19 protein-coding genes and 2 pseudogenes are annotated in these 20,964 nt (G+C 48.8%); 8 read left to right on the top strand and 13 right to left on the bottom strand.

From position 1 onward, the window contains the following. The 3 genes and pseudogenes from AT710_03270 to AT710_03280 form a co-directional block, all read right to left on the bottom strand. A pseudogene (locus AT710_03270) lies at positions 1-217 on the bottom strand. Positions 218-353: 136 nt separating this feature from the next. Beyond that, positions 354-2,354, bottom strand: coding sequence for a heterodisulfide reductase (locus AT710_03275; protein KUO92425.1), 2,001 nt, complete (start codon positions 2,352-2,354; stop codon positions 354-356). A gap of 132 nt (positions 2,355-2,486) precedes the next feature. Beyond that, on the bottom strand, positions 2,487-3,131 hold the full coding sequence (locus tag AT710_03280) for a hypothetical protein (GenBank protein ID KUO92426.1): 645 nt from the start codon (positions 3,129-3,131) through the stop codon (positions 2,487-2,489). Positions 3,132-3,391: 260 nt separating this feature from the next. On the opposite strand from AT710_03280, the gene AT710_03285 reads away from it, so the two are divergent. Further along, entirely contained in the window at positions 3,392-4,180 is a 789-nt protein-coding gene (locus AT710_03285; GenBank protein ID KUO92453.1) for an MBL fold metallo-hydrolase, read from the top strand. A 23-nt stretch (positions 4,181-4,203) separates the two neighbouring features. On the opposite strand, the gene AT710_03290 is transcribed toward AT710_03285, so the two are convergent. Then, complete coding sequence (locus AT710_03290; protein ID KUO92427.1) at positions 4,204-4,671, bottom strand: hypothetical protein; 468 nt, start codon at positions 4,669-4,671, stop codon at positions 4,204-4,206. A gap of 219 nt (positions 4,672-4,890) precedes the next feature. On the opposite strand from AT710_03290, the gene AT710_03295 reads away from it, so the two are divergent. From AT710_03295 to AT710_03315, 5 genes are all read left to right on the top strand, one after another. Further along, positions 4,891-6,111, top strand: coding sequence for a hypothetical protein (locus AT710_03295; protein ID KUO92428.1), 1,221 nt, complete (start codon positions 4,891-4,893; stop codon positions 6,109-6,111). Further along, the gene (locus AT710_03300) at positions 6,108-8,522 is read left to right on the top strand and encodes a hypothetical protein (GenBank protein KUO92429.1); all 2,415 of its coding nucleotides are present in this window, start codon (positions 6,108-6,110) and stop codon (positions 8,520-8,522) included. The genes AT710_03295 and AT710_03300 overlap by 4 nt, the downstream gene beginning before the upstream one ends. Before the next feature lie 156 nt (positions 8,523-8,678). Then, positions 8,679-9,074 carry a 30S ribosomal protein S8e gene (locus tag AT710_03305; GenBank protein KUO92430.1) on the top strand — a complete coding sequence of 132 codons (396 nt, stop codon included), beginning with the start codon at positions 8,679-8,681 and terminating at the stop codon, positions 9,072-9,074. Between the two features lie 9 nt (positions 9,075-9,083). Next, positions 9,084-9,386, top strand: a complete 303-nt coding sequence (locus AT710_03310; protein ID KUO92431.1) for a hypothetical protein — start codon at positions 9,084-9,086, stop codon at positions 9,384-9,386. After that, positions 9,380-10,132, top strand: coding sequence for a GTPase (locus AT710_03315; protein ID KUO92432.1), 753 nt, complete (start codon positions 9,380-9,382; stop codon positions 10,130-10,132). The genes AT710_03310 and AT710_03315 overlap by 7 nt, the downstream gene beginning before the upstream one ends. 251 nt (positions 10,133-10,383) lie before the next feature. Here the strand turns inward: AT710_03315 and AT710_03320 are convergent, their stop codons facing one another. From AT710_03320 to AT710_03330, 3 genes and pseudogenes are all read right to left on the bottom strand, one after another. Further along, complete coding sequence (locus tag AT710_03320) at positions 10,384-10,665, bottom strand: hypothetical protein (GenBank protein KUO92433.1); 282 nt, start codon at positions 10,663-10,665, stop codon at positions 10,384-10,386. A 551-nt stretch (positions 10,666-11,216) separates the two neighbouring features. Next, a pseudogene (locus AT710_03325) lies at positions 11,217-12,312 on the bottom strand (threonine synthase). 119 nt (positions 12,313-12,431) lie between these two features. Further along, positions 12,432-13,151: a hypothetical protein gene (locus AT710_03330; protein KUO92434.1), complete on the bottom strand. Its 720-nt coding sequence runs from the start codon at positions 13,149-13,151 to the stop codon at positions 12,432-12,434. 91 nt (positions 13,152-13,242) lie between these two features. On the opposite strand from AT710_03330, the gene AT710_03335 reads away from it, so the two are divergent. Then, positions 13,243-13,929 (top strand): metal-dependent hydrolase, encoded by a 687-nt coding sequence (locus AT710_03335; protein KUO92435.1) that lies wholly within the window; start codon positions 13,243-13,245, stop codon positions 13,927-13,929. A 21-nt stretch (positions 13,930-13,950) separates the two neighbouring features. On the opposite strand, the gene AT710_03340 is transcribed toward AT710_03335, so the two are convergent. Further along, positions 13,951-14,850, bottom strand: coding sequence for a DNA-directed RNA polymerase subunit D (locus tag AT710_03340; protein ID KUO92454.1), 900 nt, complete (start codon positions 14,848-14,850; stop codon positions 13,951-13,953). A gap of 284 nt (positions 14,851-15,134) precedes the next feature. Here AT710_03340 and AT710_03345 point away from each other — a divergent pair, with 284 nt between their 5' ends. Further along, positions 15,135-16,112, top strand: coding sequence for a hypothetical protein (locus tag AT710_03345; GenBank protein KUO92436.1), 978 nt, complete (start codon positions 15,135-15,137; stop codon positions 16,110-16,112). 150 nt (positions 16,113-16,262) lie between these two features. On the opposite strand, the gene AT710_03350 is transcribed toward AT710_03345, so the two are convergent. From AT710_03350 to AT710_03370, 5 genes are all read right to left on the bottom strand, one after another. Further along, on the bottom strand, positions 16,263-16,556 hold the full coding sequence (locus tag AT710_03350; protein KUO92437.1) for a hypothetical protein: 294 nt from the start codon (positions 16,554-16,556) through the stop codon (positions 16,263-16,265). 223 nt (positions 16,557-16,779) lie between these two features. After that, positions 16,780-17,412 (bottom strand): hypothetical protein, encoded by a 633-nt coding sequence (locus tag AT710_03355; protein KUO92438.1) that lies wholly within the window; start codon positions 17,410-17,412, stop codon positions 16,780-16,782. A gap of 131 nt (positions 17,413-17,543) precedes the next feature. Further along, a complete protein-coding gene (locus AT710_03360; GenBank protein ID KUO92439.1) occupies positions 17,544-19,184 on the bottom strand; it encodes a hypothetical protein in 1,641 nt (546 codons plus the stop codon). 92 nt (positions 19,185-19,276) lie between these two features. Beyond that, the gene (locus AT710_03365; GenBank protein ID KUO92440.1) at positions 19,277-20,200 is read right to left on the bottom strand and encodes a hypothetical protein; all 924 of its coding nucleotides are present in this window, start codon (positions 20,198-20,200) and stop codon (positions 19,277-19,279) included. Position 20,201: 1 nt separating this feature from the next. Then, positions 20,202-20,960: a hypothetical protein gene (locus AT710_03370; protein ID KUO92441.1), complete on the bottom strand. Its 759-nt coding sequence runs from the start codon at positions 20,958-20,960 to the stop codon at positions 20,202-20,204. Positions 20,961-20,964 lie beyond the last annotated feature (4 nt).

Below are 20,964 nucleotides of genomic sequence, written 5' to 3' on the forward strand. Positions count from 1 at the left end.
CCATGCCGATCCCGCTCCTAATGAGCTCCGGCGCAAGCGGTGAATCCTGTAGAATTAAGGTACCATTTAGCGTTACATAGGCTTTCCCCTTGGTGTCAACAATCATTCCCAGCTCTAGGTACTTACATATGGCCTCCTTCACGTCGCCCTGCAACACATCTATTCTCCTCATTAACGTTCTATAGTCCTCATCGCCTAAATCCTTGAACATGCCCATCTAGAGCCACGACTGAGCAAGCTCCTCAGTTAAGAAGCTATAAATAGATTATTTTGTGATTCCGGGTCCTTTCATCGCGAAGCCACGTCCTCCTCATGATCACGGCGATGGGGCTTAACGAGGCCCATAATTCTAACTATTCTCCATTCATGGATTTACGTATTACTTGGGATATATCCATTACTTTCACGCTTGATCCCTTGGCTCTCGATGCCTCGTCAAGCATGGCATTACAGAATGGGCATAGGGTCACGATAGTGTCGGCCCCTGTCTTGGTTAATTGCTCGAAGCGCTCGTGACTTATCCTCTTCTTCTCCGGCACGTCATACCAGTAATTGGCGCCGCCTGCTCCGCAGCAGAAGGTTTTCTTGCCGTGCCTCTCGACCTCAATTAGGTCGCCGAGCTTGCTTACCACTATTCTCTGGGGCTCAACCACATCATTATTGCGGGCCAAGTAGCATGGGTCATGGATTGTCAATTTCCCAACATCAACATTCAACTTTAATTTCCCCTCCTCCATCAACTCCTTAATCAGCTCGACGTGATGAATGACCTTAACGCCGCTCAATCCAAGCTTTGGATACTCGTTTCTGAACGTGTTAAAGCCGTGCGGGCATATCGTTAGTATCTTCTTAACGCCGTACTTATTGAATAGGTCTATGTTAGCCATGGCGATTTCCTGGAATCGCCCCTCCTCCCCGAGCCTCCTGGCAGGATCGCCGCAACAAGTCTCCTCATCGCCAAGCACGGCCACCTTATCCAATACCCCAGCCGTCCTCAGTATCTCTATTAGGGACTTCACTATTTCCTTCGCCTTCGCATCGAAGCTGCCCATGCATCCAACCCAGAATAAGTACTCAAAGCCTGGATTCTCCTGAATGCTCTTAACGCCGAGTTCCCGCAACCAGTCATGTCTCCCCATATTATTCATGCCCAGGGAATTGCTTGATTGGGATAAGTTCAGGATTAGGCTGCTCTTCTTCTGATCCATCCTCATATTCATCACTAGGTCCCTCCTCATGTCAATGATGTAATCCACGTGCCTAATGTAAACTGGGCAAGCCTCCATGCATGCCCCACAAGTCGTGCATGCCCATAATTCATCATCCAGCACCGAACCATCAATCAACTTATCTTGACCCGCATCCAATCCCTGCTTTATCTTAGTCATTATTAATGTGGGGGAAAGCGGCCGCCCAACAGCATAGGCGGGGCAATTATCCTGGCACCTAAAGCAATCAGTGCATGCCAGGGCCTCAAGCTTATTTAGCTTAGGTATCTCGGATGCATTGGAGTAACCTACCTTAGGCATCTCCGGATTCTCCTTTTGAAGGAGCTCCCTCAAGTCAAAGGGCTTCTTCAGCTCTCCTAGGGGCCTACCGTAATTAATAATGTAATTATAGAGCCCAAGCACTGAGTGGAATATAGCTGTGGCGGGCAGTATCGCTATTAGTAGGAACGCTATGGGGAAATGCGAGTAATAGAGAAGCATGTAATCTAGGCTCGAGATGTGGAGTGGAGAGAAGAGGTATGCGTTAGGCATGAAGGCGGCATATTGGGTTAGGCCCCTCTCCGCGAATCTATATGACTCAATTAAGGCCCCGCTGACAGCTAGGTAAATCAAGCCGGCGAGGAAGCCAATATTTGAGAAGTACTCCATCCTGGTGTAGAGGCCCTTCCTCTGAATGACCCTATACATGCCTAGGAGGGAACCGATAACCATGATCCACGCCGTCACATCCATTACGAATCCACTATATGCCAGGAAGAGGGACCCGCAGTAGACCTGTGTGGAGAGCAGGATCCCCGCGTATTGATTAATGGCGACCAGTATGGTTCCGAGCAGCGATGCGGCGAGGGAGTAGAATATCATTAAGTGGGCGGTTCCCCCAAGCCTCTCATCCCTCAGGAACCTCCTATGGCTCAACACATCGCCTAGGAACGGTAACCAAGCCCGGTAACCCCTTAGTATTATGGATATGAATTCCCAGAGCCCAACGCCGTATTTCCTTAATCTCACTTGTAGAATGTAAAAAAACAGTATTATTGATAGAACGGCTAATCCATATACTGCTATCATTGAGGGAACCCGTGGCAAACCATAATATTCTACATAGCATAGCTGTAAATTATTCATTGGAAGAATAGCTGCATAAAATCTTTAAAAGCATTGCCTCCCCTGGACCAGCATGATGATGCTGAGCCAACTGAGCAAGTGATGCTTTATGAGCCTGCTGACTGCTCTTTCCCCGAAAAGCAATGCCTCATTTTAAGGGATCGCCACACATCTGGCTGGCGCCCCATCCGCATCCCCCACAAGTATGGGGAGGCAATATAATTGAAATGACTTGCCCACCAACTCCTTAACCCTCGAGGATATGTTCTCAATGATGACTACGCCGTGAGATAAAAGGATCCTATGGACCTCGGGGGACCCAATGGATGGCGAATCTATGCCGACCGCCTTAACTTTACCCACCAATAACCTGGCCGCCCCCTCATCCAGCACCCCAATCCTTCCCACGTTTATCGCACCTCCTCCCAACTCCTCAATTGTGCCAGTATACACCAGCACGACATCAACCCTACCCACTCCCTCCAAGTCAGACGCATGCACTACCCTCTCCCTTGACGCAACCGCGATTGCGCTGCCGCTAAAGGCTAATGGATCCAATTTATCCAGGGTTAATCCATTAGGCAGAAAGTGATTTGGGGCATCGACATGAGTGCCCGTGTGCGTGCCCATCACTAGCCTATGCATATTGTATCCATCCTTCTCGATTGTTTTATAGATCTCCACCTTGGGTTCCGGATCCCCCGGGTAAAAGAACATTCCATTACGTATGGGTACCGATAAATCTACGGCTACCATTCGATTATAAGCTATAAATGCATTAATAATATTAACTCCCATCGACGCTTAGGAATACGCTGCGCATTATTCTGACCTCCTCCCCGCCATTTGGGTTCCCCGAGGCCTAGAGGGTTACACCCCATTACGGGCGCCACTCAGTTATGCAACACTAGGAAAGACAACGGTTTCCTCACCGTTGGAACCACAATGTTTGTAGCCCTTTTCAAGATGGCCCTAAGAGGACGAGGGTTGTCGTCCATTTTATCAAATTATTCACATGAAGGTTTTTATATGGATGCCGCGGCAATAATAAAGTGAATATAATAAAGCTAACCAGGAATACTGAAGTGATTCCCGGCAGCCCGAACACGTTAATCTATGATGGACGCATCGTTATAGATCAAGGTGGACGCAATGCCTCCCTTCAACTTAATGGTGAAGTGCAGTTAGCAACCCATGGCCATAGCGACCACATAGCCGGCCTAACCAGGAGCGCTAAGGCTAAGTACTTGCCGCCGGAGGATTATTGGTCCCTCACATTAATGGGGAGGCGGGCCATGACGTATGGCTTCAGCTCCCGGGACTCGCCAATATTTACATTCGACTTAGTCAAGCAAAACCTGGAGCTCAACTTCAGTGATCCAGAGGTTGAGGTGATAAAGCTGCCTGGGCACACGCCGGGCCACGTGGCTTACCTGCTTGGCGATGTCCTATATGCCGGCGATTCCTTCTTTGGCCAAAGAGTCATCGAGGGCTTCGGCGTGCCGTTCTATACGGATTTCTGGGCCGCCATGGAGTCCCTCAATAAGTTGAGGGAATTGGTTGGGGGAGTGGAGAAGGTGGTGATATCGCATGGCCCTACTTACCTGGACTCCAAGAAGGCCAAGGAATTAATAGAGTTTAACATAAATTACTGCAATAAATTGGTGGAGAAGGTAAGGGAATTAATAATGGGAAGGGAATTAACGGCCGAGGAAGTAGCGTACCAAGTCTCTATTAACAAGGACCCCGCCAATATTTATTTGAACTCCATACCCATTAAATCGATCTTAGTGCAAGTCGCGGGAAACATAAGGACTACCGAGAAGGGAGTCGCCTACTCCCTCTAATTCCCCTTGCCTCGCCTATTTCATCAACATGTGGTGGTGTATTGCCTCTCATGATACACCAATGGCTTCCCATGCCTTCTTACCTTGACATCCCTAACTAGCCCCAGGAATAACCAGTGATCCCCCGCATCCACTATCTTCCATAAACTGCATCCCAGGGACGCCAATGATTGCGTAATATATGGATATGGGCCGGCCTCAAAAACATTTGTGGGCTTCTCGTTAGAGGCAAATAATTGGGATAATTGAGCAGCATCCTCCGGAAGCAGGTTAACCGTAAATAAATTGCTCTCAATTATGGGGCGCGATATGGAGGATGACTTGAATATAGCGACCAATACGAGGGGAGGCTCCATGGATACCGATGTAAATGCGCTAACGGTGATGCCGATGGGCTTATCCCCTTGTCTGGTGGTCACAATGGTAACGCCCTGCGGATAAATCCTCATGAATTCCTTCAATGAATCTTGAACGCTCATCTCGTACGACATGCTGATCCCTGGGCCGCTCCTATATATTCCTATTATTCGCTGAGCAGGAATATGATTCCCTTCCCTTAAGGGATTGGGGGCTTTCTATCGTGACGATGCGGTAACCCTAGCCCTTTAGTGCGGAGGATCATTTCATCATGCTGCCCAAAAGTTTTCGTTGCCACCGCGTATTATCCTTCTTGGGAATGTTTTTCAAGGTGGACCCTATTATCTAGGTTCGTGCTGCTTGCTCACATATCCGACATACATCTGGGGCGGAGGCAATATGGACTCGACGCCAGGGCTAAGGATTATGAGGAGGCTTTCCTAAACGCAGTCGATGAGTTGGTTAAGTTAAGGGATGAAAAGGGATTGGAGGCGGTACTAGTTACGGGTGATGTGTTTGATGGGGCTAGGCCGACTCCAAGCATGTACATGACAGCCATAAGGGGATTCACAGCGCTTCGAAGCGCTGGCTTAAGCGTCTTCGCGATTCGGGGCAATCACGATGCCTCCCCAATAAATCCAACGGAGAATCCCCTTAGGGTTCTAGGCAATACGGGCGTACTGAGGTTCCTAGATGATGAATACGTGGATCTAGGCGATGTTAGGGTGATTGGGCTTGGATGCAGGCCTGGGGAGAAGAGCCATGAATTGGGCAACATGATTAGATCAATGATGGATGGGCGGCGCAGAGCCATAGTTATGCTTCATCAATACGTGAGGGGGACCCCCTATAAATACTCAATGCCTGACTTGGATTACTTCACCGTGGGTGATGATTTGCCCGAAGAACCATACTACGCATTGGGGCATATCCATGAACATGCACTGCGGCACCCAAGATTGAGGGGGGCCTATGCTGGTTCCCTGGAAATATGGGATGCAAGCGAGTTCGAGACTCATGAATTGATTGGGGGAGAGTTAAGGCTTAGGAAGCCCCAGGATGAGAAGGGGTTTCTACTGCTTGATGTTGGCAGCGACGTGGTGATGAGTAAGGTTAGGCTGGAGCCAAGGCGGAGAATGATTAGGTTAATTGTGGGGATTAATGGGGATGAACCCAACAGGGTGCGGGAGAACATAGTGAATGCCCTAGGTAAAATAGGGATCAGCAATGCATATGTTATTGTGGAGTTAAGGGGGGTAATGCATGATGGCTATAAGTTAAGGGATTACGGGTTAAGGGACTTAAGGGATCGCTTTGATGCCTTGAAGGTGGATATAGATATGGATCTAAGGCGAAGAAGCAATGTTAACACTGGCGGGGTGCAGTACTACGGCATTAATGAGATAATAAGGAACATATTGATAAATAACATGAAGGGAGCCGGGGAGGGGGCGAGCGGATTGATCAATTCCGTTCTAGAGGCATTATCGCTTGTGGAGCAGGGAGAGGTGGAGAAGGCCATTAACGTGATAAGGAGAAGCATAGGACTTAACTCTGGGGGCGATCCTCATTGATAAGGGAAGTAGAGTTAAGTAATTTCAGGAGCATATCCAACGGTAAAGTCGTTTTAACGCGTGGAATCAATTTCATACATGGCCTGAATGGGGCTGGGAAAAGCACTTTCCTAGATGCAGTGGCTTTCGCATTATATGGAAGCGAGTGGGCGCGCAAGAGCGGGGTGAAGCTGCAGAGCTTCGTTAAACTGGGCCGCGGCATGGCTAAGGTTAGGGTCACCTTGGCTGGAGAGGATGATCAATACACTGTTCAGAGGGTTATTGCAGGCGATAAATTGGATGCGCATCAAACCTATATCATTGATGGGGATGGACACAAGGTGGCTGCTCGGGATAAGGAGGTGACCGCCTTCATTGAGAAGATGCTGGGGATAGATGCTGACCTATTCACTAGGTTATTGTATATTAGGCAGGGAGAGATCCGAGCTATACTGGATAACGATAAGTCAGGACGAAATAGGCTGGATTCGGTCATAAAGATAGATGCATTAACTAAATTACAGGACTCAGTCATTAAGGAGATCAGGAGAAGCATTGAGAAAGATGTGGCGGCCCTTGATGGGCAGGCAAAGGAATTGAGCAGGCAGTTAAGCGTGACCTCTACCAGATTAAAGGAAATGGAGGAGAGGATAACTAGAATTAATGGTGAATTAATGGAAAAAGAGAAGGAGGGAAAGGAGTTGGAGGCTAAGTTATCCGAGTTGGAGGGCGAGGCGAGGGGACTGGAGGAGAAAGAGAGGGAAGCCTATACCCTGAGGATCCAATTATCGCAATTAATGGATAAGGAGAAGGACCTCAAGGCTAAGCTAAGCCGATTAGAGAATGAGTTGAGGAGCGTAGTTGAGGAGCGGAAGCGGATAGAGGAGTTAAGGAAGAGGCTAGATGCTTTGAGACCCAAGGCGGAGCGATACGGCGAATTAAGGAAGAGGGAGGAGGAGTTAAGGAAGGATCACGAGGAATTAGGCAAGCTCGAGAAGGAGGCTGCGATCAAGGATGATCAATTAATGGATATAGAGTATGAATTGGAGCAGGAAAAAAGCGAGGCCGAGGAGTTGAGGGGGGAGATTAAGGAGCTGGAGAAGAAAGAGGAGGAGATGAGAGAGACCATGGAGAGGGCTCGAAGCCAGTTAAGGGAGGCGGAGAACAATAGGGCAGCTATAGAGGTAGAGCTTAAGCACGTGGAGACGGAGATCGAATTATTGAGGAGAGGGGGATCCACGTGCCCCCTGTGCGGTAGGTCCCTCACAATTACGGAAGCAGAGGAACTACTGAGGAAACGGGAGGATAAGGCCAAGGAATTAAGGAATAGGTTAAGGGAGAAGACGCGGGAAATAGAGGAGACGCAGAGGAGGCTTAGGGATGCAGAGGAGGCATTGAATAGGTTGCGGAGCGAATTATCTAGGAAACGGGGCCGGCTAGAGGATCTCGAGGGGCGCATCAATCAGGAAGACAATAAATTGAATCAAGTGAAGGGGGAGTTGGGGGATATCAGGAACAGAATAGAGAGGCTCAAGCCGAGGGGGGAGGAGTACGAGAAAATAGAGGAGGAAATAAGGGGGATAAGGGGCGAGGCCGAGGAGTACGAGAAAATAGAGGAGGAATACCGGAAGCGAATGGAGCAATTAAGCGGCCATACGGAGAACGAGGCGGCAATGCTGAGGGAACAATTAATTGAGGTTCAGAGGGAGGGGGAAAACATAACGGCTAGACTACAGGTCTTAGAGCCAATGCTTGTGAAGGCGGGGGAGACGAAGAAGAAACTAGAGGAGACGAAGAAGAAACTAGAGGAGGTAAGGGCAATGGGAGCCGAATTAAGGGGAGCATTAACTCAATTAATTAATGAGACCGAGAAGACGCGGCAGGAAGAGAGCAATATTAGGAGTAGGCTGGAGGAAGCGAGGCGGCGATTAGGGGGGCTTCAATCATCCCTATCAACGCTGAATATGTTAGGCGACGCCGTGGAGGCGGCGAAACCCCTCATACGTAAGGCATTCATCGATGCAATGAATGAGGAATTAAGGGAGGCATTCACCGCTTTGCGGCACAAGGAGGCCTACGTCGATATCAGGATGGATGGCGATTATGATATCTACGTTAAGAGGGGCGACGGCAAGGAGATTCCGCTCGAGGCCTTATCCATGGGGGAGAAAAACTTGGTGGCCCTAATATTTAGGTACGCCATGGCTAAGGTAATACTTGGGCGCATCCCCATAATTATGCTTGATGAGCCCACTGAGCATTTGGATGCCGAGCATAGAGCCAAGGTAGCCGCATGGTTGCGGGACATTTCATCCAGCATAGATGTGGTGCTGATCACGTCCCACATAGATTCATTTGAGAACAGCGCGGATAACGTGGTGAGGATAGAGGCCATTAATCAAATGGGCGACACGGAGGCCGCCAATGCATGAAGAGCAACGAGGCGAAATAGCGCAATTAATAACCTCTGCATTATTTAGGCAATTTTTGAGTCCGGCGCATGAAAGGCGCGGAGGAGGCGCTGTGGCTTGGCATTGCTTCATGCTCACGCAATCTATTTAAAGCCAGGATCACATGGATGAATTAATATGGTGAAGTTACTTAGCTATTTCCAGGGGAATGATAATAGGAAGATAAGCGGAGGATACAGGCTGCGGACTTATAAGGTGAAGCCGAAGCACTTAGGCGGCGGCCCCGCCACAAATACTAGGCTAGGGGAGTTAGAGGTTAAGAGGGATAGGTCATATGGTGGCGTAGTCAAGATTAGGCTACTGAGGACGCAGTACGCCAATGTTGTGGATGCATCCACAGGTAAGACCATTAAGTCCAAGATAATCAAGATCATTGATACGCCTGCCAATAAGGACTTCCTTAAGAAGGGCATCATAGTTAAGGGCACCATTATAGAGACCGAGGCAGGCAGGGCAGTAGTCACATCAAGGCCGGGACAGGACGGCGTATTGAATGCCGTTCTCCTTAAATAGGGAAAATAAATGAGGCGCGGCCGCTTAATAATTTGGCGAGTGAACCTTGCCTCCGTTCCCCGAAGCAGGGGTAGGGCCGTGCCGCGATCCTTAGCTGTCCGGGACCCAAGCCTAGATGAAATAGCGGCCGCCATGGTTAAACNAGGCCTTGAGCCAAAGCCTCACCCGGAAAAGAGGTATCCAATGCTTTGGTTCGATGATGCCGCGAGCGGTTACGTGGAGGCAGAGGGAAGCAACATGAAGAGGAGGCAAGTCTTGATTGAGGTAGCTAAGATAATTAAGTCAAGCAGGGAGGTGGGGCCTCGATCCTGACTGTATTCATCGTGGGCACCGCCGGGAGCGGGAAGAGCACATTAACGTCCTCATTATCCCAGTACCTTGAGGANCAGGGAAGCGAGGTAGCCATACTTAACCTTGATCCAGCGGCGGAGTACTTGCCATATACTCCAGACATAGATATTAGGGATCAAGTTAATGCCAGGCAATTAATGAGAAAGTATAAACTAGGCCCTAATGCATCCATGATTGCCGCAATGGATCTCGTGATAACTAGGGTTGATGAGATACGGGAGCAAATAAGCGCCTTTGAGCCTGATTACTTGATCATAGATACCCCTGGTCAAATGGAGATATTCGCGTTCAGGGGTTCCGGTTCTTTATTGGTTAATAGATTATCCGCCGAGAAGTCGCTTGTGCTATTCACCATTGACTCCAATCAAGCAAGGACTCCCTCCGGCCTCGTATCTAATTTATTATTATCATTATCGGCCCAATACAGGTTCCAGAAGACCCAATATAATATTCTAAATAAGTCTGATTTACTGGATCCGGATCTCGTGGATGATGTGGTTTCATGGGTTGAGAACCCGCAGCAATTAGAGCTTAGCCTGCAATCCGAGGGACTCGAGGCTGAGTTGAATATGAGGATAATCCAGATAATAGAGGCAATGGGATCAACATCCATTCCAATACCAGTTAGTTCAATGACTCGAAGCGGCTTAGATAGGTTACACGCGATACTGGAGCAAGCCCTAACCGGCGGCGAGAAGCCTCAATGATAAAACGAACGGCAAACCTCGTCCTTTAGGGCTGGGTAAAGTTAGAAATCTCTGGGAATGGGGCTCTCGGCCGGTCAATTCTTTGGGAATGGGGAGTGGGGGCCGACCCCGCAATACCGGCTGGTGGGGATGACCGAGTAGCGCCCGTAATGGGGCGTAACCCTCTAGGCCTCGGGGAACCCTAAAGGCGGGGAGGGGGTCAGTGATCAATAAACCCCCTTGTTTTAGGGCTGGGGAGTAGGCCTTACCCATTACTCCGCTTCTTCCCCCTTCTTTCTTCGCTCGCCTGATATCTTTGTGAATTGAAGAGTGTGTTGCCTATGCGTCTCTAATAGGGTTAAGGCTAGGTGAGCGGCCTCGGCCTCCGTCAAGTGGAAAACGGCGTCCCCAATCCTCAAGAAGTAGCCCCCCTCTTCTGGGAACCCATTCTCATTAATTGATGGGGGCTGTGCATCAATGGTTAACTTATTGGGCTTCTTATCTTTGCTGAAGTGAGTTATCTCTATTATCCTGGACGTGGATTGCTCGGGCACAGGTATTGAATGCTTCACGGCTTATAAATCCTTCTCCATAATGAGAACCTTGACAATATGAATGATGGGTCTCACCCCTTCCAGGTGCTGGGTACGGTAGTTTCTTTTAAAGCGAAGCGTGTCTCCATAAGGGGTGCCCGATAAGGGCTCTACATATCCCCGAGTCCCTGGGATCTGGGGGCTCCGTGGTGATGGGTGGGGGTAATGGGTTGAGGGCCTACGTGGTCCACCGCTGGATGAACGGGGGTGGGTGAACCCCACCAGCGATGAAGTGATGAGGGGGCGGTGAACCACGAACTATGAATCGCCCCTAAGGGAGCCCTCGCCCCTCAGGAGAGGGAGGGGATCAGTTACTTAATAATAAGGCATGGCTTTGGCTTGGTTCGTTCCTCACAAGTTTTTTATTGTTTTTGGTGAACGCTAGGCTGGTCACTTCTCCAGCCGGAGGTCGACCTTGTCGACCACGGCACGAACCACATAAACCTCCTGGAACTGCTTAATTCTATTTATGGAGGCGTTTTTTGGGTCTACTGTTTAGTGCGAGGAGGGGATCAATACACCTCAATTATGCGAGGCAAGTATCTAGCAACTGCATCGGGATCCTTTAAGCCGTGTCCCGTCGCTATTAGAACGGTTGAGCCGCTTAATTCACCGCTTCCCGCTAGTCTCAAGTACGCTGCATACGTGGATGCACTGGCGAGCTCCACGAAGATGCCCATCCTGGCCAATGCTTTCTGGGCATTAATTATCTCCTCGTCGCTTACCTTCATGAAGCCACCGCCAGTGGCCTTGACGGCCCTCCAAGCGCGGAACCAATTAACCGGTTTCCCAATCCTTATCGCTGAAGCCACGGTCTCCGGCTTCACTGGAACCAGTTCCTCCCTCCCCATTGCCCACGCCGACGCTATTGGACTAGCACCCTCGGCCTGTACCCCAATTAATCGGGGAATGCTCTCCACGAGGCCTGCCTCCATTGCCTCCCTGTATCCCTTCCATATGGCGTATATGTTACCGGCATTGCCAACGGGAACTATCACGTTATCTATCCTCGCCTCCTCAATTATCTCCAACGCTATTGTCTTCTGTCCCTCAAGCCTCCATGGATTAAACGAGTTAAGGGGATAGCTCCGCCCCGCCTCCTTCTCCAACACGTAATTCAGCGCCTCATCAAAATTGCCCCTTATCTTGAGTATGGTTGCTCCATGAACTATTGCCTGAGCCAATTTCCCCGCCGCGACGTGGCCATCCGGTAAAGCCACCTTAACCTCCAGTCCCAGCGGCCGCGCCATAGGCTGCCGCCGATGCCGCCGTGTTGCCCGTGGATGCAACTACCAGGGATGATGCACCGGCAGCCTTAGCTATGCTGACTCCAACCGTCATTCCCCTGTCCTTGAAGGAACCCGTTGGATTAGCGCCCTCGAACTTAAGAAGCAAGTCACTGCGTAGCCTAATGAGGGGGGTGCAGCCCTCCCCCAGCGTGATTTTAGTCCTGGGCTGCGGCAATATGGATGAGAATCGCCAAACTCCCCTCCCCTTCGGGTTTATTGTTGGTTCCTCTATCACTGCATCCAGTAATTCACCGCAGCGGGGACACTTGAATGATAGAGGAGAGGGCGGGACCTCGGCGCCGCAGCGGGGGCACCGCATTATGTATTGAGGAAAGATCGATTTGTTTCCTGGTTATCCTCCATGCGTTGCCATATTGCTTCGGCTTTTAAAAGATTAATGGATTAATGACTCATTTATTCGATGTATTGCCGTCGCTCTCATTTTTCTTCCCTCATAATCATCATTAATTTGCTGACATCCACTATAGTTACTTCGTCATTAATTATATCATAATGTATCCAATTAATGGAGCTGGGCACCCCCTTCATCCTCTTCACCCTGAATCTCCTAATGGTTAGGCCAATTTGTTGAAGCGTGGGATCCACATCCACCTCTATCACTCCATCGAACGTGTACTCAATGGTGTCGAGCAAGTTATTTATATCATCGGTTCCCGTGTGGGCAACCACTAAGGTCAATAATCCCCTCTCGCGGGAGAGGGCTTTCATGCCCTTAATGAATTTAATCATGTCCCTTGGATCGATGCTCACCAAGTAATCATTTATCGAGTCGATTATCACAAGCTTAGCGTCGAGCCTCTTAGCTGCATTAGCCACCGAGCCCTGTAGGGAATCTATGTTATACTCAGTTATCGTGTCAACGACGTTCTTCGACTGTATCTGGGGAGAGAATCCATTTATTAGGAACAAGTTCTCCTCCCTGCCTCCGAGCCTCGTGACTCCCTCAATGACTGATCGGGGATCATCATCGAAGCACACGTAGAGCACGTGGCCCTCTTTACTCATGTTGGCCGCGATATATTGGTTAAAGAATGTCTTGCCCATCCCGAGGCCGCCCCTCACTAGGACGGCGTATGAGAACGGTATTCCCTCGGGGAGTACGGATTCCATGAATGATAATTTTATTTTGCCGCTCATGAATTAACGCTGTAGGTGAATCATAATAAAGGTTCCGCAAGAAATTGGATTAGGCGTCATGTTTTTAAATTTTGGGGAAGCAAATGCGCCCATGTCCGGTTCATACCTAAGATGGCTTGGTCATGCGGCGTTCGAATTAAGGGCCGGCGGCAAAACCATACTCATAGATCCCTGGATAAGCAATCCAATGTCCCCCGTCTCAATTAATGATTTAAAGCAAGTCGATTTCATACTGGTCACTCACGACCACTCGGATCACTTGGGCGAGACCGTGGAGATAGCTAAGAGAACTGGAGCAACGGTGGTCGGCGTATTCGAATTAATGGTTCACCTAGAGGAAAAGGAGGGATTGCAGAACACCATTGGAATGAACATGAGCGGCACCGTCAAGTTAAGCGATGGCATTGAGGCAATAATGGTTCCCGCCACGCATAGCTCCACCCACGGCTCCCCAGCCGGCTTCATAGTAAAGGCTCCGGAGGCCACGATTTATCATGCGGGCGACACAGGGCTTTTCAGCGACATGGAGTTAATAGGTAGGCTCTATAAGCCGGACGTGGCGCTTCTACCCATAGGCAGCACCTTCACCATGGGGCCACGAGAAGCGGCATACGCCGTTTCACTGCTTAACCCCAGGATAGCGATACCCATGCACTTCAATACGTTCCCACCAATAAAACAAAACCCCGAGGACTTCACTGACCTAGTAAGCAAATTAAGTCCCCACGTGAAGACCATAGTAATGAAGCCAGGCGATAAGCTTCAACTCCCTCCATAACTTCGATCCAAATATTAGAAATTACTCCTCCCCTAATTCCTCCTCCCCACTTATCTCGGAGCCCTCATGCTCCTCTGTACCCTCCAGGGAGGACTCTAGGGATGAGGATGCCTCCAGTTTCGGCTTGCTGGCATCCTCCAGGTACTTGATCAATATTTCTCCCTTTCTCCTAAGTATCCTGAAGGCCTCGTTCAATAACGCATTCATATCGAGGTTACCAAATGACTCCACCCAAAAAACATACTTCTTCTCATCCCAATCCACCTTAATAGCCTTGCCGCATAATTCCTCGCATGTCTTCCACTTATCAAATGTGCACTTAAGGGGATCCAGTACATCTATTTTTCCTTTCTTGATGGATAATGCGCCGGGGCAAATCTCAAGGCACTTCACGCAGTTCTCGCTCTCTCCAATTACCTCTACGCGGGGATAGTAACCATAGGATGCCAAGCAGGGCTGCCACTTAGCATGGGTTCTCCCCCTGCCCAGCTTTGCGTATGCCTCCAGCGATAGGACTTGCCCCTCCTCTAGCTTCACTATGGGTATATCCGGTTGAACAGGGGCGAAGTCGGGATCATCCGGTATTAGGTCCTTACTATAAACCGTGGTGGGCTTCTTTGCCTCAACGCTTAATTGGTACCTTATTTGGCAGAGGGATGGGTCGACTAATTCATCCTCACACTCCTCTATCTTAGGCATCTTATCCAGATTAGTCCTGAGCGGTATCATGGCTAACCTATGGGCAATTATCTCATCATACAGAACCGATGTATTGTCGAGAATTATCACGTTATCTATGGCCACTATGGGTACCTCAACCATTAGTGTTCTCCTCAATGCATTCACTAATCCAGGCTCCGCCCCATCCACTACGAACTTGATGAAATCATCCCTTCGTTCAATCAATTTTATCGAAACCACTATTAAATTGCTGGTTCCCACTATTTAAAAACCTCACCACTTCATGTGAGCTACCCCCGTCCTAACGGGCGAGGTTTATCATTCTCTCTACCACTTCATATCAACATGACCCCAATCAACACCCATAATTAAATTAACAAAATAATGCAGTAATATTAACCCTAATTAATAGGCATAATAATTCAAGTCAATGAATAGTGAACAACATGTGCATTTTGCCTGAATGGCCCCGGAGGGTTTAAAGAGTCATCAAGCAATAAGGTTATGGGGCAATAGGTAAGGTTATGGGTAAGAAGGGTATTATAATGCTAATCTCGGCTGCCCTACTCATAGTGGCCCTCTTATCGATTGTATATGGCTCTCTTGCGTATTACTTACCAACTAGTATTACTAATACTGTGAATCCTGGCTTCACAGTTTACCCCAACGGTACTGTTGTACCCAACCCTATGCTACAGTTCTATAGTAGTGGAAGAGCCGTACTAACACTCTCCAATGGAACCACCTTAACCTTTAACATCTCCAGCNTCAATGGGTTAAGGCAGCTCTATAATATTGAACCGAGGGCTTTTATGAAGTCAAATTGGGCAGTAATACTGCCCATACCCAATGAACTTAGGGGCTGGGTCACGATTAAGGGAAGCAAAATAACATTGAATTATTTCGGGCCATCCGCGTCGATTAATGATTCAACAGCTGAAATAACGTATACCCTGAGCACNTTTGTATTATCAGAGATAAATAGAACAGACCCAGAACTGCTCAAGTACATACCATATAGCATCACCATGATAATAACTAAACCAGAAACAAAAATACTCAGCAACGACGATCCCGCGGTATCCATGGAATGGGTGGGTAAAGACGTGTTCGGATTAACAGTTTTCACAATAAAGCAATGGGTAGAATACGACACCGATTGCGTAGCTAACATTTATTGGGCTACGGCATGGATAGACAATAGCGGGATACCTGGGTACACATTCCACAATGAAATAACAATCGGTGGTCAGGAGTGGAGTGGATGGGGGTCTCTACAGGCGCCACAGGTTACGTTCTCACCACCCGTGTCTCAGGTTAATGTTGGCGAAACGACAAGCGTTTATTTCGGCATTAGCGAAAATGGGTATGGAGTCTCTGGACAAATTGCGTCAGCAACAACTACCTGGACCCTCTATCCAACAGAGATATATTATGTAACATCAGGCACGGCAATACTTAACGCCCCAACAAGTAGTGGATGGATTTCAGCCTGTGGCTGATTTTCTCGAAAACCTAAAACTAATAAATTATCTCGTAATTATTCATTGTTTCATATCTTAAATATTCGACTTATACACACGAAACCATTTTCTAATATGGGTCAATTCAACCCCTCAAAATATACCAATTGCCCTCTACCCGTTAACCATTTAAAGGTTTAGCTGAGCCATTACTGCTGAAGATTGTAAGGCCTTTATTATCAATTCCCAGTCTTCAGGGTTGCAAATGATCGCTGTACTCCACACCGTCTTACGGACTTTAATGCCTATGTTTGCTAGGGCTGCGACAGAACCACTAAAGGATCTGCCACCGCAATTATAGAGGTGGCATAGGAGGTTATTTATAAAAGTTTCGACTGCATCATCAATGACGAAGGGGAAGCCAACGTAGAAACCACCCCCTATCAACATGCCCAAGGTCACCATCACAGGCAAACCAACCAAATACGGAACCCTACCAAGCAAACCATTAACAGCATACCAAACAGAGCGAACGCCCTTCCTAACCTTAACAACACCTCAATTATCAACCACAGAAACCAACCAAGAACGCAGGTAATCGGGGATCCGACCTCCTCCCCGCCTTTAGGGCGAGGGTTCCTTGGGGTCTTGGATACCCGCCTTTGGTGCAGGCTACTGAATACTCTGGTAAAGCTAGGCTTTATCATTAATTCTGCTTCTTTTTCGCCAGGGGAAACACCGGTATCGGGGGATTTAGGCCCGCCATTTCCCATCTATCATTTATCACTACGGCGGCGCCAACCCACATAGTTAGTATTGAATCCAACAAACCGATATAGCCCGCCGGCCTCAATGCGCTTGGGAAGCTGCCTAATGCGGTCATCATGTATGAATTCAATGTAGTCAGCGGCACGGCATAAAGAATGAATGTCAATAGAAGGAGGAGCAGTGTCAAATTCAGCGCCAAATTCATCTTGAAGCTGCCCACCCAGTATATGAGCGTCATTATCGTGAAGGCAACGGCCATTAAGCCAACGAAGTGAGCCACCATTACGGGCGAAAACTTCCAAGCGAATATGCCTATATGAGCAACGGCAAATGATAAGAAAAAGGCCGAATATGTTCCGAACGCCGTTGCACCGAACGTATTTCCATTATTGTATTCCCAATTAGCAGCTATCAAAAGAAATAATCCTCCGAACACAAGGGCAGGAGCTATCATAACTATGCTCTCGGACCAAGGATAAAGGCCCATTGCATATATTGATAGGAAGAATAGCGTGAAGCCGTAGGAGAATATTCCCAACGCGGTTGGATCACCTTTTTTCCCAGTGCTCATGCTTATTTACCGAAGAAGCTAAGCCAATAATGTTGCTCAGGTAATTATTTATGGTTAGAGGCATCAACGATACTATTATAACTATCATTAAAGAATAATGGTTAAATGCGAGGAGCCAATGCCGATTCATTCTAGGCGGTCTTGAACCACTTATCCAGTAAACGCACCGTCTCCACGGCATTCTTGGCGTACCCATCCGCATTTATCTTCTTCGCGTATTCCTCAGTGACGGCGGCGCCCCCTATAATTACGCGTATCCTTCCCCGCAGTCCCCTCTTATCGAGGAGCTCAAGAACCTTCCTCATGTTTATTGCCGAGGTGCTGAGGAGGGAGCTTAAGCCTATCACCTGAGCCCCATTCCTCTCGGCCTCCTCAACGAATCTCTCGGCCGGCACATCAACGCCCAGGTCTATTACGTCGTAGCCATTCGCCATCAACATCATCTTCACTATGTTCTTGCCGATGCTGTGTATATCGCCCTCCACTGTTCCTATAATTACCTTAACCCTATCGGCGGACCTATTCTCCTTAAAGAATGGCTCTATCAGTTTCACGACCCCTTCACCTATCTCCCCAGCCATAACTAATTCGCTCACGAAGTACTCTCCCTTCTCATACCGCTCCCCAACAACATCCATGCCCTTCTTCATCAATTCTATTAATTCCAGGGGGGAAACACCCATATCCAGTAATTGCTTTGCGAGATCCACAGCCCCATCCTCTAAATCCCCCACGGCCGCGGAGAACCGCGTCTTGAGCTCATCAAGGCCTTGAGCCTCCCTCGTATTTATCTTGGTCTCATCTATTCTTGCCTCAGCCTCATCTAGAGCAGCCTTGAGGTCAGTAATCATGCCTGAGAATGGGCGAGGCGACTTAGGGCTGCTCACTGGCTTGGATTCCTCGACCGCTTCATCCCTCCACTCGATTATCTTGAAGTCCCCGGAGAGAATCGAGGCAACAACTGTGGTATCCAAGAGGGCCTCCCTAAGTGGGCCGAATAGGATGAAGTCTATATAGGGAAACATGGCGGCCGTTACGGCCATGGATGCCCTCATGGTTGGCTTAACCAGCTGCATGTACTCATCATTGATGCCCTTCTCCCTTAACGCCTTCAAAACCGCATCAACCTTCTTCCAAGTGGGGACAACATTGGCTGGAGCAAAGCCCACCAGGAAATTGCTCGGTATCCTAGCCTTGAACTCGGGAATCAATGCGGCCGTGGCAGCCATGTCTGGAACATCAAGCACCGATAGATCGATGAGTATCGATGAATTGAATAACCCAGCCTCCCTGAGCTTCCCCATAATTGACTCGGCTACCTTTATTTTATTGCCTGGATTAACATCGAAGGCGGCGGCAACGAGCCCCGCCACGCCGAAGTCCCTATAATGTATTAACTCATCAACGGGGGACTTATAATCGATCGAATTAATGATTAAGCGATTACTGAGCCCAACTTGCCACGCCCAATAAGCAACGCCCAGCCTTAAATCCTTGGCCGTGGCGTCAGCCATTATCGCCCAATCCCTCGGCACAATGCCGGCCACGAAATCCAAGAACTTCTGGAACGCCTCCACGGTCTCCCCCTCCACGTCAATGGTGCACTTAACGCCGTAATTAGTGCATAGCTCAACGTACTCCCCGATAACCGCCTCGGCCTCGGCTCTCTTGAACTCCCCGGTCTCCCTATTCAACACTAGCTTATCCTTGGGATAGAAAATGGATCCAACCAGCAGCGGCGAATCCCGGAAACCTCTCCGCCTATTAAGCACGAGCCACCTATTATTTGCATTATATAAATCTTAATCCAAGAAACCAAGGGAAATCCCAACTCCCTTGACGCCTCCCAAATCGAGGTCCGCAATCATGGAGCCCCCTTAAATTCGGATGGACACTCAGCCTCAACTGCTCCGGAATTGCTGGGCCTCGTCAGCATCACCCATGCATTACCTAATTCCCTCCTTATGCATTCAATGCATGGCTCCTCACGAAACACGCCGAACATGGAGGGACCAGAGCCGCTGAGAGCTACGCCGAGGGCGCCGTACCTATGCAGAGTCTCCTTAACTCGCTGCAAGTGATCATAAGCCTTAGCCCTATATGGCGTGGCCAATTCATCCATTTCAATGCTCATTCCAAGCAGATCCAGATCCCTACTAATCACGGCGTGAATTAATGAGGCTAACCCAGCCAAGTTATGTACGCTGGCCCGTAACTCAACTGTTCTCGGCAATAGGCTTCTCATGTATTGAGTGCTGGGCTTGCTTCCCATGGTGACTAGGATTATTGGGAAATCCCAAGTATCCAGCTTAATTATGCGCCTTAGCTCTTGGTTAATTATTATGAAACCGCCGAAGAGGGAGGCAGATGCATTATCCATGTGCGGTGAACCGGCGGCCTTTGCTTCACCCATGGCCGCTAACCAGGATAATTCCCAATCACTCAACTTTAATCCAAGCAATTTAGTTACCCCACAGGCGGTCGCCGCCGCATCCGCTCCACTGCTTCCAAGGCCGCTGGCCGGCTTTATGCCCTTCCATATCTTCACCCTGAATCCACCCTCATACTTAGCCATCTTAGCTGCACCAACTAGAACAGGCTCAACCACGTTCATGGTTGCATCCAGGGGAAGCGCGGAGCCATGGGGCCCCATTGCCTCTATTATTATGTTGGGCTCCTTAATCCTCTCCAGCCCTACGATGTCAAATGGGTTCTGAATTGCCATAGCCAATACATCGAATCCGGGACCCAGGTTAGCCAATGATGCTGGAGCCTTTATGCAGATCATTTTAAACTAATTTAGGCCAATCCTTAGCTATTTCCTCCTGCTCCTTAATTACCTTACTCATCAATTCATCGAAGTTCCTCCCCAAGTAATCCTGAACCTTAGCGACCTTACTGCTGAATACGGGTTCACTTAATCTATGAGGCCTTAGCCCCACTCTACCTAGTGCGCTTCTAACTATCATCCAGTGAGCCAATGATTCCCTAGTATAGAGCCTCCCCACGTTTTCCCACTTCATTGCGCCCAGTACCCAGTAAACCTCCCTAGTGAAGTTAGTCGCAATGACTCTTAGGAATGATTCCTCGTTCCGGGACACCAATGCGGAGCAATCCATCTTAGCCGCCGACTTAATGAATCGCCTCAACTCCTCATCCCCTATCCCCATCATTGCTTTAAGCGTCTTCTCATCCCTTAGAAGTGCGGAGCAATCCTCATTCACATATAACCAAAGAGCAGTTGCAACGGAGTCGAGCACTCCCCTTAGAAACGCTTGAATTAATTCATCTTCCTCCACTGATTGGCTTGGCTTATTGGAGCCCGTTAGTATGGCGTGAAGCTCATTGAAGTCGATTATGCCGGCGAACATTAATTCGCCATTTATGAATATGCTGGGAACGGACCTCACTCCCCTCTCAATAGCCATATATGGGTCCCTTGAAGTATCTATTATGCGAACCTTATCCATGAGGCCCCATCTATGTAGTCTCTGAAGCAGGGCGTGGCACGTGGAGCAAGTCGGATGAACGAATACCTCTATATCCACATAG

Origin of the sequence: Thermocladium sp. ECH_B, assembly GCA_001516585.1 — an archaeon.
Lineage (GTDB): Archaea > Thermoproteota > Thermoprotei > Thermoproteales > Thermocladiaceae > Thermocladium.

Coding starts and splice junctions, on each gene's coding strand:
- AT710_03275 (KUO92425.1), bottom strand. CDS start 2,354: ATGAATAATTTACAGCTATGCTATGTAGAATATTATGGTTTGCCACGG.
- AT710_03280 (KUO92426.1), bottom strand. CDS start 3,131: ATGGGAGTTAATATTATTAATGCATTTATAGCTTATAATCGAATGGTA.
- AT710_03290 (KUO92427.1), bottom strand. CDS start 4,671: ATGTCGTACGAGATGAGCGTTCAAGATTCATTGAAGGAATTCATGAGG.
- AT710_03305 (KUO92430.1), top strand. CDS start 8,679: ATGGTGAAGTTACTTAGCTATTTCCAGGGGAATGATAATAGGAAGATA.
- AT710_03330 (KUO92434.1), bottom strand. CDS start 13,151: ATGAGCGGCAAAATAAAATTATCATTCATGGAATCCGTACTCCCCGAG.
- AT710_03335 (KUO92435.1), top strand. CDS start 13,243: ATGTCCGGTTCATACCTAAGATGGCTTGGTCATGCGGCGTTCGAATTA.
- AT710_03355 (KUO92438.1), bottom strand. CDS start 17,412: ATGAGCACTGGGAAAAAAGGTGATCCAACCGCGTTGGGAATATTCTCC.
- AT710_03365 (KUO92440.1), bottom strand. CDS start 20,200: ATGATCTGCATAAAGGCTCCAGCATCATTGGCTAACCTGGGTCCCGGA.